Origin of the sequence: Streptomyces violaceusniger Tu 4113 (assembly GCF_000147815.2) — a bacterium.
Classification (GTDB): Bacteria; Actinomycetota; Actinomycetes; order Streptomycetales; family Streptomycetaceae; genus Streptomyces; species Streptomyces violaceusniger_A.
The window spans coordinates 5,056,065-5,072,803 of sequence record NC_015957.1; the positions used below are offsets into that span (position 1 = coordinate 5,056,065).

The window sequence follows — 16,739 nt, forward strand, 5'->3', positions numbered from 1 at the left end:
CGTGGCTGCGTCGTGGCTGCGTCGCCGGGCGGCCGACTCCCGACCGGCGGTGCCGGCCGACGGGGGAGACGCGCCGCACTCCACCTCGATGGCCCGGGACACGCCCGAGGGCGGCCCTGGGCGCACCCTGACGAACCGCAGAGAAAAACGAGGACACCCATGTCCGCCCCCCACACCCCCTCCACTCCGCCTCTTTCGTCTGATCTCGGGTTCGATCCCGAGGCCCTGCGTACCCGCTACCGCGCCGAACGCGACCGCCGCATCCGCCCCGACGGCGACGCCCAATACCACGGCATCGGTGGCGAGTTCGGCTACTACGCCGACGATCCCTACGCCGACCCGGGGTTCACCCGAGAACCGCGGCACGACCGGGTGGAGGCGGTGATCGTCGGCGGCGGCTTCGGCGGGCTGCTCGCCGCCGCCCGGCTGCGGCAGGCGGGCGTGGAGTCGATCCGGGTGATCGACAAGGGCGGGGACTTCGGCGGCACCTGGTACTGGAACCGCTACCCGGGAATCCACTGCGACATCGAGTCGTACGTCTACCTGCCACTGTTGGAGGAGATCGCCTACGTCCCCCAGTGGAGGTACGCGCCGGGGGAGGAGATCCGGCAGCACGCACGGGCGATCGGGCGGCACTTCGGCCTTTACGAGGACGCCCTCTTCCAGACACAGGCCTCCGAACTCCGCTGGGACGAGGCCGAGTCCGAGTGGATCGTCTCCACCGACCGCGGCGACCACATCCGCGCCCGCTACGTGGTCGTCTCCACCGGCTCGCTCAGCCAGGCCAAGCTCCCTGGCATCCCCGGCATCGAGACGTATCAGGGCCACACCTTCCACACCAGCCGCTGGGACTACGAGTACACCGGCGGCGACGCGAAAGGCGGCCTGACCGGCCTCGCCGACAAGCGGGTGGCCGTTATCGGCACCGGCGCCACCGCCATCCAGATCGTCCCCCACCTCGGCGCGGACGCCGCGCACCTCTACGTCTTCCAGCGCACGCCCTCCTCCGTAGACGTCCGCGACAACCGACCCACCGACGCGCGGTGGGCCCAGTCGCTGAAGCCGGGCTGGCAGACGGAGCGCCGGGACAACTTCCTGAAGGTCCTGACCGGCGTCCGCACGGACAAGGATCTGGTGAACGACGCCTGGACGAGCAGCGCCCGGCTCCAGGAGAAGCTCATCCCCACCAACGCCTACGCGAACGTGCCGGCCGAGGAACGCGAACGTGGCTACGAGCTGGCCGACTTCCAGAAGATGAACGAGCTCCGCGCCCGCGTCGAGACGGTCGTCGAGGACCCGGAGACCGCCGAGAAGCTCAAGCCCTGGTACCGCTACATGTGCAAGCGGCCCACGTTCAGTGACCACTACCTCCAGACCTTCAACCGCCCCAACGTCACCCTCGTCGACACCGCCGACACGCATGGCGTGCAGCGCATCACCGAGACCGGTGTCGTGGTCGGCGACACCGAATACGAGGTGGACTGCGTCATCTTCGCCACCGGTTTCGAGACCGGGGTCTCCGGGATCCTCGCCGGTCAGCTCCCGGTGTACGGCAGGGGAGGCGTCCATCTCTTCGAGGCATGGGCGCTGGGGCCGAAGACCCTCCACGGCTTCTACACCCATGGCTTCCCCAACCTGTTCCAGCTGGGTCCGCTGCAGAACGCGGCCTCGGTCAACTTCGTCCACATCCTCGACGAACAGGCCACGCATGTCGCCGAGGTGGTCGCCGAGGCTCGCGAGCGCCGGGCCAGGTACGTCGAACCGTCCTCCGAGGCGCAGGACGCGTGGGTGGCCTCCCTCCGGGAGAACGCACCCGACCTGCATGCGTTCCAGGCGGAGTGCACCCCCGGCTACTACAACAACGAGGGCAAGCCCCGGGAGCGGAACGAGGCGTACGCCGACGGGCCGGTCGCCTTCCACGAGGTGCTCCGGCGCTGGCGGGCGGACGGTGGCATCGACGCCGTGCTCGTGGCGGCGGAGGAGGCGTGACCACCTCGTATCCCACCCGGTTCGACGCGACCGGCAACCGGTCTGTCAGGACCATCCGTTGGCAGGCACGTCGCCTCAACCAGGCCAACAGGCTGTGGGGGTCCAACGGTGTCTCGTTCGGCCCCGACGGACGGCTGTACGTCGCCCAGTTCCTCGCCGGGCAGATCAGCGCCGTCGACCCGGCCACCGGGGACGTCGACGTCGTCGTGCCGATGGACGGCCCGGTGCAGTCGCCGGACGACCTCGCCTTCGGCGCGGACGGCTCGATGTACATCGCCGACCTGGTCCCGGGCCGGGTGTGGCGGCGCAGTTTCGAGGGCGAGTACACCCTGGTCTCGGACGAGGTGAAGGTGCCCAACGGCATCACCTGCGTCGGCGACCGGCTCTTCGTCAACGAGATGCGGCCAGGCGGCCGGCTGCTGGAGCTGTTCCCGGACGGCGGCGAGCCGCTGGTGCTCACCGAGGGGCTCGCGCTCGGGAACGCGATGCAACTCGGCCCCGACGGCCGGCTGTACTACCCGCACATGATGACCGGTCAGGTCTGGCGCATCCCGCCCGACGGGGGTGTGCCCGAGATGGTCGCCGAGGACGTGCACCAGCCGGTCGCCGTCCGCTTCGACCAGGGCGGTGTCCTGCACGTCCTCTCCCTGGGCGTCGAGGGCTTCGTGACCCGGATCGACCTGCACGGCACCGGCTCCCGCACCATCGTCACCAGCGGTCTGGCGGGCCTGGACAACGCGGCCTTCGACACGGACAACCGCATGTTCGTCTCCAGCTACGCCAGCGGCGGGATCACCGAACTGCACCCCGACGGCCGTACTCGTGAGATCGTCCCGCGCGGCCTCGACGGCCCGTACGGAGTGACGGTCGACCTCGGCGGCACGGTGTATGTGGGCGACCACTACCGGCTGGCGAGCCAGGCGCCCTCCGATGACGGCGGCGACGAGAGCGACGTCCAGGGAGACATGAGCTCCCTCACCCTGGTGCCGCCCTTCGTGCACGGGATCGCCAACGCGGGCGGTTCCGTGCACCTCACGTCGCAGTACGGGGATGTCCACACCTACGACCCCGACCACGGGGCCACCCGGGAACGCGCGAAAGGGCTCGACCAGCCCGTCGGCATCACCGTGGGGCCGGACGGTTCGCTCGTCGTCGCCGAGGCGGGCGCCGGCCGGGTTGTCGCCATCGACGACAGCGACACCGTCACCGTGCTCGTCGAAGGGCTCGACCACCCGGTGGACGTGGCCTTCGACATCGTAGGGCACTGCTATGTGAGCGACGACCGGCTCGGGGCGGTGCTCCGGATCGGGCAGGACGGGACCACCGAGATCGTCGCCGACGGGCTCGGTGCGCCCCAGGGCCTGGTGGTCCGCGGCGACACGCTGTTCACGGTGGAGACCGGGCCGCGCAGGCTGACGGCGATCTCCTTGAGTTCGGGCGAGACCACGATCGAGGCCGAGGACCTGCCGGTCGGACCACCGCCGGGCACCGCTCCCCGCGCCGAGCCCGCGCTGTTCACCCACGGGATGACCGGCTCCCCCCGCCCGTTCGCCGGCCTCGCCGCCGCCCCGGACGGGTCCCTTCTCCTCTCGGCCAACGGCGAGGGATCCGTATGGCGGTTCAGGCCCGCAGGTCCATCCGCACCGGACAGACACCACGAATCGAAGGAACAGAACATGATCAGCACTGGACTGGAAGGTCGCGCAGTCGTCGTCACCGGAGCCGCGTCCGGCATCGGCAGGACCACGGCGCTGAAGTTCGCACGGGAAGGTGCGAAGGTCTTGGTCGCGGACCTCGACCAGGCGGGTGCCGAGGAGACCGTCAAGGAAATCAAGGCAGCCGGGGGACACGCGCTTGCGGTCGTCGGCGACCTGAGCGACCAGCAGGTGGTGGACGACGTCGTCGCGCGGGCCGTCGAAGCCTTCGGCCGCCTGGACGTCCTGGTGAACAACGCCGGGATCATGGACCGCATGTCCGCGCTCGGCGAGACCGACGACGCCGAGTGGGAGCGGGTCATCCGGATCAACCTGACGGCGCCGTTCCTGCTGACCCGCGCGGTCCTGCCGCACATGCTGGCCGCGGGCAGCGGATCGATCGTCTTCACCGCCTCCGAGGCCGCTCTGCGCGGCAGCGCGGCGGGCGCCGCCTACACCGCCTCCAAGCACGCCGTCGTCGGCCTGGTGAAGAGCTTGGCCGTCATGTACCGGGGGCAGGGCATCCGCGCCAACGCCATTGCCCCCGGCCCCACCGCGACCAGCATCCGGGTGGACGCCGGTGCGGAAGCCCATGGGCCCACTGTCATAGGCCCGTTGATCGGGGCCAACATCGGCCGCCGGGGCTCGGCGCAGGAACAGGCCGACGCCATCGTCTACCTGGCCTCCGACGCGGCCTCCTTCGTCAACGGCGCCGTCCTCCCGGTCGACGACGGCTGGGCCGCCGTCTGACAGCGGCGGGGCCGCGGCCGGCACCCCGTAAGTCCGCCCCCTCCTCCGAGCCAAGCGTCAGGACCGCCCCATGAGCACGGCGTATCCCCAGATCACCGACCAGGACCCGGGCAAGAAGTGGCCGAAGTACACGCCGGACGAGCGCGCCGCGATGATCTGGTCCGTCGAGCCCCACATCGAGGACGACCCCTGCGCCAGGTCCGAGCCGTCTGGTCCGGCTGACCGCGTGCCGGAGGGCCGGAGGCCGTACCCGCCCCCGGCGCATTCGCGGCGGTCCGTCACTTTTCGCCCCGTCACCAGTCGCCCCTTCACTTGTCCAGGAAGGAAACGCAGGTGCTTCAACGTCTCCCGCACATACGTCTCGCACATGTGCTCACCGCCGCCGCCGCGGCCGCCGTCGCGCTGCCCATCGCCGTGGCGGCGCCGGCCGACGCACAGGAAGCGGTGCGGTCCGCCGGACCCCGCTGTGCACCCGCCGCGTCCGGCCTCACCACCGTCTCCGTCGCCTCCGCCGGGGCGACCTACCCCGCGACGGTGTATGTCCCCCGCGGGTACACCGGACGGCACCCCGTTCCGCTCGTCCTCAACCTGCACGGCAGCGGCTCCAACGGGAGCGACCAGCTCATCATCAGCGACATGCAACGCGCCGCCGACGAGAACGGTTTCCTGGTGGCCGTGCCCAACGGCGGTACACCGGTGCCCGGTCCTCGCGAGGGCTACACCTGGGTCCTGCCCGGTGTACCGGACTCCTCCGGTCGGCTGCCCGCTCCGGACGCCCGTGACGACGTCCGGTTCCTCTCCGACACCATCAGCGCCGTCTCCGACGGCTTCTGCATGGCTCCGCGACGGGTCTACGCCACGGGCTTCTCCGGCGGCGCCCGGATGGCCTCACTCCTCGCCTGCGAGCTTGCCGACCGCATTGCCGCCGTCGCTCCGGTCGCGGGCCTGCGGGCGGGCGGCCCCGACGCCGCCGACCCCACCCGCCCGGCGGCCGGAGGGTGCACCCCCTCACGTTCGGTCCCCGTCCTGGCCTTCCATGGGCAGCAGGACATGGCCAACCCGTATGACGGCGGCGGCCCCGCGTACTGGCAGTACTCGGTGCCCGCCGCCTTCGACCGCTGGGCGGAGCTCGACGGCTGCCGCGTCGGCCCGCGCGACACACGGCTCACCGAACACGTCACGCTCAGCGCCTACCGGGCCTGCCGTCGGGGCGCCGACGTGAGCATGTACGTGATAGCGGACGGCGGACACACCTGGCCGGGCTCTCCCTACCCGGATGCCTTCCCGGGGCTTGGCAAGGTGTCCACCGAGGTCAACGCCACCGACGTCATGTGGCGCTTCTTCGAGCAGCATCCATTGCGTCATGGGAGTGCGGCGGGAGTTCGGTGACGCCCTCGAAACCGACTTCGCGGCGGTAGCCGGTGTGCAGGTGTCCGCCGACGGAGCGGGCACGCTCGCGCATGCCGAGGGGACCGAAACCGCCGGACGACGTGGAGGACCTGGCGGCACCTCCGTCGGTGACGGTGAGATGCGGCCGGTCGTCGGAGCAGGCGAGCCGTATCTCGGGCGAGTGGGACCGGCGTGCTTGGTGACGTTGGCGAGCGCCTCCTGCACGATGCGGTACGTCGTGAAGCTCCGTTCCGGCGCACACCGGTCCGGGGTCGCCTGCGGTGACGACGGTGACCGTGAGTCCGGCGCTCCCGAACGAGGCGCCCAGATCGGGGAGTTGGGCCAGGCCGGGAGTGGGGCCTGGCGTGTAGTCCGCGCAGCCCGCGCTGCGCAACAGGCCGACGGTGACCTTGAGTTCGCGCAGCGCCATGGAGGTGATTGCGGTGAGGCCGGTGGTGATCCGCTCCGCCTCGTCAGGCCGGCTGCGCAGGAAGCGGGCGACGGATGCGGGCTGCAGGCCGGCCAGGACGAGGTGGTGGGCGACGACGTCGTGGGGGTCGCGGGCGATGCGGACGCGTTCCTCGGTGACGCGGCGCCGTGCTTCCTCCTCACGCGTGCGTTCCGCGTGATCCGCACGGGCCTGTCCTCAGCAAGTTTGACGGACCAGCCGCCGTCGACGGGAACGATCGCACCGGTCACGAACGAGGCCCGGTCCGAGGCCAGGAACGCGGCGACCTGTGCCTGCTCCGCCGGCTGTCCGGTCCGGCCGAGGGCTGCCCGGCCGGCCAGGTCCGCCATGATCGTGGGCGGGACCGCGTGGTTCTCGATACGGCGGGTTCGCGACACTGCCTGCGACCGTCATCTTCTGCTCCGGTTGGTGAGGCTTCTCGGACCGAAGATGCTTCGGCCCGGGAAGCGACGGGCGGTTGAGGTTCGGACCGGATGCCTACGCCTGCTGGACGGCCGTCTCGGCGGCCGTCGCGGCGGAGACGCCGCCCGCGTCGGCGTCCGCGCGCCGCCGGGGGAGGAAGGAGGCCAGGAACAGGGCGAGGAGGGCGGCGCCGCAGCCGATGGCCATGATCACCTTGAAGGAGTTCTCGGAGGGTACGGCGTGACCGGCGAAGTCGATGGTCATCTGGGAGACGATGACACCGCACGTGGCGCTGGCGAGGGAGCTGCCGATGGATCGCAGCAGGGTGTTGACGGCGTTCGCGGATCCTGTCTCGGACACCGGCACCGCGTTCATGATGAGCATGGGCAGGGCGCCGTAGGCGAAGCCGACACCCGCGCCGACGATGCAGGAGACGAGAATCAGGTGCCAGACCTCGCTCATCATGAAGATGTTCAGCGCGTAACCGGCGGCGACGATGACGGCGCCGATCATCAGCGTGTACTTCGCTCCGAAGGCCTGGGAGATCTTCGAGGACAGGGGAGCCGCGATCATGACGATCAGGCCCTGAGGCGCCAGGACCAGGCCCACGGCCAGCAGGTCCTGGCCCAGGCCGTAGCCGGTCTGCTCGGGTAGCTGCATGAGCTGCGGGACGATCAGCTGGAGCGCGAACAGTGAGAAGCCGAACGCCAGGCCGGCGAGGTTGGTGAACAGCACCTGGGGCTTGGCTGTGGTGCGCAGGTCGACCAGTGGCTGGTTGCTGCGCAGTTCGAAGAAGCCCCAGGAGACCAGGACGATCACGGCGGCGGCGAAGAGGCCGAGGGTGGTGCCGCTGCCCCAGCCCCAGTCACCGCCCTTGGAGATGGCCAGCAGCAGAGCCACCAGACCAGCCGCCAGGCCGATGCCGCCCACCAGGTCGAAGCGTCCGCCGGTGCGCACCTTCGATTCGGGCACCAGCACCAGGACGAGAACCAGGGCGACGCCGCCGAGGATGCCCGAGCCCCAGAACAGGGTGTGCCAGTCGAAGTTGTCGGCGACGAAGGCGGCGATGGGCAGGCCGAGGGCGGCGCCGATACCGAGGGAGGCGCTCATCAAGGCGGTCGACGAGCCGAGCCGCTCCGCGGGCATTTCGTCACGCATGATGCTCAGGCCGAGCGGGATGACACCGGCGGACAGGCCCTGCAGAAGGCGTCCGATGATCATCGGGGTGAGGGAGGCGCTGAGCGCGACGACGAACGAACCGACGGTCACCGCCGCCAGGCTGATCAGGAGCATGCGGCGCTTGCCGTACATGTCGCCGAGGCGTCCGGCGATGGGGGTGGCCACGGCGGCGGCGAGCAGCGTGGCCGTGACGGCCCAGGCGCTGTCGGAAGCCGTGGCGTTCAGGTACTTCGGCAGCTCCGGCACGATCGGGATGACCAGGGTCTGCATCAGCGAGACCACGATCCCGGCGAAGGCCAGCACGGCCACGATCACGTTCGGATTCGGAGGCGCGGACGCTGTGGTTTCCGCGGACCGGGTGGGGGTGTCGGGCATGGCTGGTCTCCGTTGGGCAGGCAGAGGTTGGATTGACCCGTAGCATTAAATCAACGGGTTGATTTAAAATGTAGCCGGAGGGTTGGCTGCGTTCAAGTCGGGCTGACTAATCCAGTGGGAACGGCACGTGGAGGGGTCGTGGAGGGGGTGGCCTGAACCGGTCGTGTCATTGCGTACGCTTTCGTCGTTCGACCTCGCCGACCTGGTCGAGGGTCTGCGGTGGCCTGGGGGACGGGCCGCGCTGACTGGTGTGATGTCCCGAAGTGGTGGTGAGGATGACCGGCAGGACCAGGCGGGACGAGCAGGTGAGTGCGACGCGGGAGGCGCTCCTGGAGGCGGCGGAGCGGCTGTTCGCCCAGCACGGGGTGCACGCGGTCGCCAACCGTCAGATCAGTGAGGCCGCGGGACAGGGCAACAACGCCGCGGTCAGCTACCACTTCGGCACCAAGATCGACCTGGTGCGTGCACTCGCCCGCCGGCACGCCGAGGCGATAGAAGCCGGCCGGGCGCGCATGATCGCCGACATCGGTGACTCCTCCGACGTGCGGGACTGGGTGGCCTGTGCGGTCCGCCCCGTCACCGAGCATGTGGCGGCTCTGGGTGCCCCCAGCTGGTACGGCCGGTTCATCGCCCAGGTCACGGCCGACCCGGCGCTGCATGTAGTCACGGCCGAGGAGTTCGCTGCTGCCTCGCCCTCGGTACTGAAACTGCAGGAGGGGCTGAATCGCTGCCTGCCCGACCTTCCGGCCGAGGTGTACGACGAACGCTCCGTCATGACCCGTCACCTGGTCACCCAGATGGTCGCGGAGCGGGAGCGCGCCCTGGCGGACAACACCCCCACCCCGCGCGCCAGTTGGCGCGAGACGGCGAACGGTCTGATCGATGTCGTCGCCGCTCTGTGGCAGGCACCGGTCACGCGCGAGGGCTGAGCGCCGGCCGATGCCGGTCGAGTTCGTGAGCCCTTTGCGCGGGTCCAGGCAATATTTAAATCAATGAGTTGACTTAAATTGCCGAGTGGTGTTGCCTGGTCTCCGGGGACCTCGAGTCGAAGGAGACCGGATGGCCCGCAGCGGTGCCGGCTCGTGCCGGCCCAGGGCAACAACCGTCGGGCGGCCATGGTCGTCAAGACTGCCTGAGCAGAACGTCCGGGCACGGCACGGCACGTGAGTTGACGCCGAACGTGAGGCTCCCCGGCTCCCCTCTCGGGGAGCCCCACCGTCCCTCCCTCGCGAGGCCACGGTCGAACAGACCTCGCGCCCCCACGACGGGACAGCTCACCGCCCCCTCGTACCGGTGTCTGCCGCTCGCCCGACCCGCGCACTGCCATGGGCCGTGCGCCCACACATGCACCCCACCTGAGCCACGCATACGACAGCTCGGCGATCTCTTGATGGCCGTTTGACGAGCAGGAGAAAGCAGTGACCAGTGCAGTGAACAACTCGACGAGTGGAACTCCCTCCGAGATTCCGGAGTACGACATCAGCAGGCCCGCGCGGTGCCCCCTCGACCCGGCACCGGCCATGCGGGCCCGGCAGGAAGAGGGCCCGCTGACGCGGATCCGACTGTGGGACGGCAGCACCGCATGGCTGGTGACCGGCTATGAGGCTCACCGGGAGGCGATGGCGAGTCTGCAGGTCAGCGCGGACCCCATGCGCCCCGGTTCGCCGAGACTCTCCGCCGGGGAGGCCGCGATGGCCGACGCCCTGAAACAGCAGGGCAAGAGCTCGATCGGCATGAGTTTCATCATGATGGACGATCCCGAGCACAACCGACTGCGGCGGATGGCGACGTCGGCCTTCACCATCAAGCGCGTCGAGGCGATCCGCGTATCCACCCAGCGGCTCGTGGACGAGCTGATCGACAAGATGCTCGACGGCCCCAAGCCCGTCGACCTCGTCGAGGCGCTCGCGCTGCCGGTGCCGTCGCTGGTGATCTCCGAGCTGCTCGGCGTGCCCTATGACGACCACGACTTCTTCCAGACCAACAGCAAGGCCATCATCAACCGGCACACGTCCGGCGAAGACCGGCTCGCGGCACGGCAGGAGCTGATCAACTACCTGGACGAGCTGCTGGGCGAGAAGCTCACCAAGCCCGGTGAGGACCTGCTCTCCGGGCTCGCCGAGCGGATCAAGGCCGGCGAGCTGACCCGCGAAGAAGCCACCGAGATGGGGGTGCTGATGCTGTTCGCGGGGCACGAGACCACCGCGAACATGATCACGCTGGGCATCCTGACCCTGCTCCAGCACCCCGACCAGCTGGCCCTCCTGCGCGACACCGACGACCCGAAGCTGATCGCCTCCGCGGTCGACGAGCTGCTCCGCTGGATCACCATCACCCACGGCGGACTGCGGCGGGTGGCGCTGGAGGACATCGAGGTCGCCGGCCAGGTCATCCGCGCCGGCGAAGGCATCATCTCGGTCAACGAGACCGCGAACCGGGACCCTGCCGTCTTCGCCGACCCCGACCGCCTGGACATCACGCGCGACGCCCGCCGTCACGTGACCTTTGGATACGGCATCCACCAGTGCCTGGGACAGCCGCTGGCCCGTATGGAGCTGCAGGTCGTCTACCCCAGCCTCCTGCGGAGGATCCCCACCCTGGCGCTCGCCGCGGACCTCGAGGACATCCCGTTCAAGGCCGACGGGTTCGTCTACGGGGCCTACGAGCTCCCCTTGACCTGGTGAGGTGCTTCTCCATGCCCAGCGATGTGCTGATCGTAGGAGCCTCGGCCGCCGGACTGGCGACGGCCGAAGCCCTGCGCAACAAGGGATACGACGGCCGACTCACCCTCGTCGGCGACGAGGCGCATCTCCCGTACGACCGGCCGCCGTTGTCCAAGCAGGTCCTTTCCGGTGCCTGGCAGCCGGAGCGGGTGCGACTGCGCGACGACCAGGCCATCGACAAGCTCGACGCGGACTTCCGTCTCGGCACCAGAGCGGTCGGGCTGGACTCCGCGGGGCGGAAGGTCCTGCTGGACGGCGGTGACCGCGTGGCGTTCGACGTCCTGGTGATCGCCACCGGGGTCACTCCACGCAGGCTGCCCGGCGACGACCTGGATGGCGTGCACGTCCTGCGCACGCTCGACGACGCCCTGGCACTGCGCGCCGAACTGCTGGACGGGGCGAAGGTGGTTGTGGTCGGCGCCGGGTTCCTCGGGGCCGAAGTGGCGGCGGTGGCCCGCACCATGGGCCTGGACGTCACGCTGGTCGACCCGTTGCCGGTCCCGATGCGCCGTCAGTTCGGCGACGGGATCGGCGAACTTGTCGGGCAGGGTGCACAGCGACCACGGAGTCGCCCTGCGCCTCGGTGTCGGCGTGGCCCGGTTCGTGGAGTCCGCCGGCCGCGTGACGGCCGTCGAACTGGCCGACGGCACGAAGCTCGACGCGGACGCGGTCGTGGTCGGTGTGGGATCCACACCGACCACCCAGTGGCTGGCCGACTCCGGTCTGCTCCTCGGCAACGGCGTGGAGTGCGACGCCAGTTGCCAGGCCGTCCCCGGCATCTACGCCGCCGGGGACGTGGCGTCCTGGCACAACCCCCACTTCGACATGCGGATGCGTGTCGAACACCGCCTCAACGCCACCGAACAGGGCATGGCCGTGGCCGCGAACATCCTCGGCGAACAGCGACCCTTCGACCCAGTCCCGTACTTCTGGAGCGACCAGTACGACGCCCGTATCCAGGCGTTCGGCATCTTCCCCGCACACGCGGACGTGACGGTGATGCACGGCAGCACGGAGGACCGCAAGTTCGTCGCCGCCTACGGCCACCAGGGCAAGGTCGTCGGAGTGCTCGGCTGGAACAGCCACCGCGAGTTGCGCAAACTCCGTCAACTCGTCGTCGCCCACGCTCCCCACCCCGGCAAGACCACCTCAGGAAGGCAGGAGCCGTGAAAGAACGTCTGATGTACCGCCGGGAGTTCTACATCGGAGGCGAGTGGGTCAAGCCCGCGGGCACCGAGGTGCTCAAGGTCGTCTCACCGTCGTCCGAAGAGGTCGTCGGTGAGGTTCCGGTCGCGACCGTCGCGGACATGGACCGCGCCGTGGCGGCTGCCCGTGCAGCCTTCGACGAGGGTCCGTGGCCCCGGATGACCCCGGCCGAGCGAGCCAATGTGCTGGCCCGCGCAGCCGAGTTGCTCAGGGAGGGCAACCCCGAGATCGCCGGAGTGCTCGTCGAGGAGATGGGCGTGGCCGGCAGTCAGGCCCCCCTGCAGACCGGGACGATCGCCCCGGTGTTCGCCTACTACGCCGATCTGGTCCGCACCTATGAATTCGACCGCGTGGAGCGCTCCGGTGACCACGTGGGTCTGGTGGTCTCGGACCCGGTAGGCGTGGTCGGGGCGATCGTGCCCTGGAACGCCCCGGTGACGTTGGCCGCGTGGAAGGTGGCCCCGGCACTGGCGGCCGGCTGCACCGTGGTGCTGAAGCCGCCGCCCGAGTCACCGCTCAGCAACTACCTCCTCGCCGAGGCGCTGCACGAGGCGGGCGTGCCCGCCGGGGTGTTCAACGTCGTGCCCGGCGACCGTGAGGTGGGCGAACACCTCGTGACCCATCCCGGCACCGACAAGATCGCCTTCACCGGCTCGACCGCGGCCGGCAAGCGCATCATGAGCCTGTGCGGCAACCAGGTCAAGCGGGTCTCCCTCGAACTCGGCGGGAAGTCCGCGGCACTCGTCCTCGACGACGCCGACGTGGAGACCATCACCGCCCACATGGTCCGCGCCAGCATGCACAACTCCGGTCAGGTGTGCGCCGCCGTCACCCGGATCCTGGTGCCCCGCAAGCGGTATGCGGAGGCGCTCGAAGCGGGGGCGGCCATGGCGGCGAAGATCCCCGTGGGAGATCCGCACGATCCGTCGACCGTGGTGGGCCCCCTCGTCGCCGAGCGGCAGCGCGCCCGGGTGGAGGGCTACATCGGCCTGGCGGCCGAGGAGGGCTTCAAGGTCGTCGTCGGTGGCGGCCGCCCGAGCCATCTCCCCAGGGGGTGGTACGTCGAGCCGACGATCCTCGGCGACGTGGACAACTCGATGCGGGTAGCGCAGGAGGAGATCTTCGGGCCGGTCGTGTCCCTGATTCCGCACGACGGCGACGAGGACGCGGTCCGTATCGCCAACGACTCCAGGTACGGGCTGTTCAGCACGGTGTGGTCGGGCGACGACGCCCGGGGTATGGCGATCGCCCGGCGGCTGCGTACCGGAGGAACCGTGGTCAACGGCGGCATCCCCCCGCAGCCGTACGTGCCCTTCGGCGGGTTCAAGGAGTCGGGCCTCGGCCGTGAACTCGGCGTCGAGGGACTGCACCAGTACCTCGAACCCCACACCATCGGCGTGCCCGCCGCGTTCGCCGCGACCATGAAGGGAGAGGCGCGATGAAGGCCGCCGTGGCGTACGAGCCGAACGAGCCGCTGGTTCTTGAGGACTTGCCCACGCCGGCCATCGGGCCGCGGGACGTGCTGGTGAGAGTCGCGGCCAGCGGTATCTGCCACACCGACCTGACCTCGATCAACCATCCCGGCCGGCCCGATGCCATGGTGCCCGGCCACGAGGCCTGCGGCACGGTCGAGGCCGTCGGCGCCGATGTACGCCGGGTGACGGTCGGCGACCGCGTACTCGCCTCTGTCTCGCCCGCCTGCGGTCTGTGCTGGTGGTGCATCAATACGATGTCCCAGCACTGCGAGCGCAAAGCGCTGAGGTTCATACCCCGCTACGACCTGCCCGACGGGAAGAAGGCGTCGGCGCTGTGCGGCTGCGGCTCGTTCGCCGAGGCGATGGTCGTGGACGAGTCGACCATCGTGCCCGTACGGACCGATCTGCCCGACGAGCAGCTCGCCCTCCTCGGCTGCGGTGTGACGACCGGCCTCGGCGCCGCCCTCAACACGGCAGCCGTCAAGCCCGGTTCGAGCGTGGCCGTCATCGGCTGCGGCGGCGTGGGCCAGTCGGTCATCCAGGGCGCGCGCATCGCCGGCGCGGCCGTCATCATCGCCATCGACCTGTCGGCCGACCGCCGCGAGGCGAGCCTGCGCGTGGGCGCCACGCACGGCATCGACCCTGCCGACGGGGACCCGGTCGAGCAAGTCCATGCCCTCACCGACGGGCGCGGCGCGGACTACACCTTCGAGGCAGTCGGGCTGCCCGGGCTCCTGGTGCAGGCATTCGACATGGCGAGGCTGGAGGGCACGGTCACCTACATCGGGATGCCTGCCGGGCCGGACGCAAAACTGACCATCCCGGCGCAGTCCGCGATCTTCACTGGCAAGCGGATCCAGGGCTCCGTCGTCGGCGGTTCCCAGATTCTGCGGGACTTCCCCCGCTTCATCCGCCTTGGGGAGACCGGCCAGTTGGACCTCGGCGGGCTGGTGTCCCGCCGGATCACGCTCGACGAGGTCAACGAGGGCCTCCAACTGCTCGAACGAGGGGAGGGCGTCCGCACCGTGATCGTGTAGCCATGGACCGCCGCCGGTCCGATGATTCCGATTCCGCCCTCCCGAGTCCGACACTTCCTGGAGTCTCCACGCGATGAGCACAGCCGCAGTCAATGAGTCCGGCACCGCAGACGCACAGCCCAAGGCCCAACGACAGGTCCTCGTGGCCCTCAGCGGCTTGCTCATCGCGCTCTTCGTCGCGACCCTCAGCAGTACGGTCGTCTCGACCGCGCTGCCCAAGATGATCGGTGCGCTGCACGGCTCGCAGACGCAGTACACCTGGATCGTCACCGCGACCCTGCTCACCACCACGGCCACGACCCCGATCTGGGGCAAGCTGGCTGATCTGTTCAGCAAGAAGACCCTCGTACAAATAGCCGTGGTCGTCTTCGTCGTCGGCTCGGTGGCCGCCGGGGTGAGCCAGTCCGCCGGGCAGCTCATCGCCTCCCGCGCGCTCCAGGGAGTGGGCGTCGGCGGCGTCCAGTCGCTCGTCCAGATCGTCATCGCCGCGATGATCCCGCCCCGCGAACGCGGCCGGTACAGCGGTTACCTCAGCAGCGTCACCGCACTGTCCACCATCGGTGGTCCGCTGCTCGGCGGCTTCATCGTCGACACCTCCTGGCTGGGCTGGCGGTGGTGCTTCCTCATCAGCCTCCCGGTCGCCGTTGCCGCGCTGATCCTGCTCCAGCGGACGCTGCGCCTTCCGGTCATCCGACGCGACAACGTGAAGATCGACTATCTGGGCGCGACCCTGATCACCTCGGGTGTCAGCGTGCTGCTCATCTGGATCTCATTCGTCGACAGCTCGTTCGCCTGGGGTTCCTGGCAGACCGCCGCCATGGTCGGCGGGGGACTGGTCCTGTTGGCCGTCGCCCTGTGGGTCGAGACGCGCGCCGCCGAGCCCGTCGTGCCGCTGCGCATCATCAAGCAGCGCACCACCGTACTGGCGATCCTCGGAAGCCTCGCCGCCGGCACGGCCATGTTCGCCGCCTCGGTCTATCTCAGCCAGTACTTCCAGGTCAGTCGCGGTTACACCGCCACCGAGGCGGGCCTGCTGACCATTCCGATGATGGGCGGCATCCTTGTCTCCTCCATCCTCGCGGGCCGAATGCTCAGTAGGACGGGCAAGCTCAAGCCTTTCGTCATCGTCGGCTCCATCCTGCTTACGCTCGGGTTCGCCGGACTCGGCACCATCGACCACACGACGTCATTGGTCTTCATGAGCGTGGCGATGCTGTTCATCGGCACCGGCGTGGGCATGACCATGCAAAACTTCGTGCTCGTCGTACAGAACTCCGTCCCGCTGAAGGACATCGGTACGGCCAGCACCACGGTCACCTTCTTCCGCTCTCTGGGCGGCACGTTCGGCGTCACGGTTCTGGGCGCCGTCCTGGCCCGCCAGGTCTCCAACGGCGTTGCGCAGGATCACGAGCCCGCCGCCGTCGCCTATGGCGATGCGGCCGGAACCATCTTCCTCATCTGCGCCGCTGTCGCCGCCCTCGGCATCGTCGCGGCGGTCCTGCTGAAGCCGGTCGTCCTGCGGACCAGCCTGGACACGTCCGAAGCCACTCGACCGGCCGCCGCCGATACTCCTTCATCGGGCGCCGCGTCCGAAGCGGAAGAGACGGGCGGGGCGCCCCGCGACGGCCGCTGATCGACCCGCCCGTACGCCAGGTCGGGGGCGTCGAGCTCGGATTCCTCGATGGCGGAGACCCACTGGACGATCTGGCCCGGCACGGACAGGTGGTAGTTGCGGTCGGGGTGCGGCGACCGTGGATCGAACCGGTTCGCATACGCCACAGGCGTCGCCTGACCTGCTGTCGTAAGGGAGTAGCTCCGGAAGGGGTGCTGCCGCTACCTACGCGTATCTGTCGAACCGGTTCGCCGGAGGCTAGCACCGGCGAACCGGGCCGGCAATACTCCCGAGGCGGCTCTCCTTCCTGGTGTGGATGGGCGTCGAGTGGGGCGTGGGCGGGCGAAAGGCCGATCTACCTGGTGAATAGGTACGTGGGAGCGGGTCGGTGGTACGTCGAGAACCTCGACCAGGGGATTCCGATGCGTTTCAGCGAGTG

Annotated in this window: 12 protein-coding genes and 2 pseudogenes; 10 read left to right on the forward strand and 4 right to left on the reverse strand. The window is 69.7% G+C overall.

Annotated elements, in window-relative coordinates:
- The first annotated feature begins 159 nt into the window (after positions 1–159).
- Together STRVI_RS20920 and STRVI_RS48155 are read left to right on the forward strand one after the other, a co-directional pair.
- A complete protein-coding gene (locus STRVI_RS20920; RefSeq protein WP_014057651.1) occupies positions 160–1,989 on the forward strand; it encodes a flavin-containing monooxygenase in 1,830 nt (609 codons plus the stop codon).
- Between the two features lie 1,676 nt (positions 1,990–3,665).
- Positions 3,666–4,433: an SDR family NAD(P)-dependent oxidoreductase gene (locus tag STRVI_RS48155; RefSeq protein ID WP_078505783.1), complete on the forward strand. Its 768-nt coding sequence runs from the start codon at positions 3,666–3,668 to the stop codon at positions 4,431–4,433.
- 57 nt (positions 4,434–4,490) lie between these two features.
- Here STRVI_RS48155 and STRVI_RS20930 read toward each other — a convergent pair whose 3' ends face one another.
- The gene (locus STRVI_RS20930) at positions 4,491–4,730 is read right to left on the reverse strand and encodes a hypothetical protein (RefSeq protein ID WP_150112900.1); all 240 of its coding nucleotides are present in this window, start codon (positions 4,728–4,730) and stop codon (positions 4,491–4,493) included.
- A gap of 36 nt (positions 4,731–4,766) precedes the next feature.
- Between STRVI_RS20930 and STRVI_RS20935 the strand changes: the two genes are divergently transcribed.
- A complete protein-coding gene (locus tag STRVI_RS20935) occupies positions 4,767–5,822 on the forward strand; it encodes an alpha/beta hydrolase family esterase (protein ID WP_014057654.1) in 1,056 nt (351 codons plus the stop codon).
- Here the strand turns inward: STRVI_RS20935 and STRVI_RS48160 are convergent.
- The 3 genes and pseudogenes from STRVI_RS48160 to STRVI_RS20940 all read right to left on the reverse strand — a co-directional run bounded on the left by STRVI_RS48160 (position 5,761) and on the right by STRVI_RS20940 (position 8,247).
- The gene (locus STRVI_RS48160) at positions 5,761–6,390 is read right to left on the reverse strand and encodes a sensor histidine kinase (RefSeq protein WP_286012079.1); all 630 of its coding nucleotides are present in this window, start codon (positions 6,388–6,390) and stop codon (positions 5,761–5,763) included. The genes STRVI_RS20935 and STRVI_RS48160 overlap by 62 nt on opposite strands.
- Before the next feature lie 104 nt (positions 6,391–6,494).
- A pseudogene (locus STRVI_RS48165) lies at positions 6,495–6,668 on the reverse strand (SDR family oxidoreductase); the annotation flags it as partial.
- 100 nt (positions 6,669–6,768) lie between these two features.
- Complete coding sequence (locus tag STRVI_RS20940; protein WP_014057655.1) at positions 6,769–8,247, reverse strand: MFS transporter; 1,479 nt, start codon at positions 8,245–8,247, stop codon at positions 6,769–6,771.
- Positions 8,248–8,522: 275 nt separating this feature from the next.
- Between STRVI_RS20940 and STRVI_RS20945 the strand changes: the two genes are divergently transcribed.
- The 7 genes and pseudogenes from STRVI_RS20945 (at position 8,523) to STRVI_RS20970 (ending at position 16,321) form a co-directional block, all read left to right on the forward strand.
- Positions 8,523–9,176, forward strand: coding sequence for a TetR/AcrR family transcriptional regulator (locus tag STRVI_RS20945; RefSeq protein ID WP_014057656.1), 654 nt, complete (start codon positions 8,523–8,525; stop codon positions 9,174–9,176).
- 489 nt (positions 9,177–9,665) lie between these two features.
- Positions 9,666–10,931: a cytochrome P450 gene (locus STRVI_RS20950; protein ID WP_014057657.1), complete on the forward strand. Its 1,266-nt coding sequence runs from the start codon at positions 9,666–9,668 to the stop codon at positions 10,929–10,931.
- 11 nt (positions 10,932–10,942) lie between these two features.
- Positions 10,943–11,455: pseudogene (locus STRVI_RS54570) on the forward strand (NAD(P)/FAD-dependent oxidoreductase); the annotation flags it as partial.
- A 118-nt stretch (positions 11,456–11,573) separates the two neighbouring features.
- A complete protein-coding gene (locus tag STRVI_RS54575) occupies positions 11,574–12,140 on the forward strand; it encodes an FAD-dependent oxidoreductase (RefSeq protein ID WP_251982919.1) in 567 nt (188 codons plus the stop codon).
- Between the two features lie 11 nt (positions 12,141–12,151).
- The gene (locus tag STRVI_RS20960; RefSeq protein ID WP_208949258.1) at positions 12,152–13,618 is read left to right on the forward strand and encodes an aldehyde dehydrogenase; all 1,467 of its coding nucleotides are present in this window, start codon (positions 12,152–12,154) and stop codon (positions 13,616–13,618) included.
- Positions 13,615–14,688: a zinc-binding dehydrogenase gene (locus STRVI_RS20965; RefSeq protein WP_014057659.1), complete on the forward strand. Its 1,074-nt coding sequence runs from the start codon at positions 13,615–13,617 to the stop codon at positions 14,686–14,688. The genes STRVI_RS20960 and STRVI_RS20965 overlap by 4 nt, the downstream gene beginning before the upstream one ends.
- Positions 14,689–14,761: 73 nt before the next feature.
- Positions 14,762–16,321 (forward strand): MFS transporter, encoded by a 1,560-nt coding sequence (locus tag STRVI_RS20970; RefSeq protein WP_014057660.1) that lies wholly within the window; start codon positions 14,762–14,764, stop codon positions 16,319–16,321.
- The last annotated feature ends 418 nt before the right edge of the window (positions 16,322–16,739 follow it).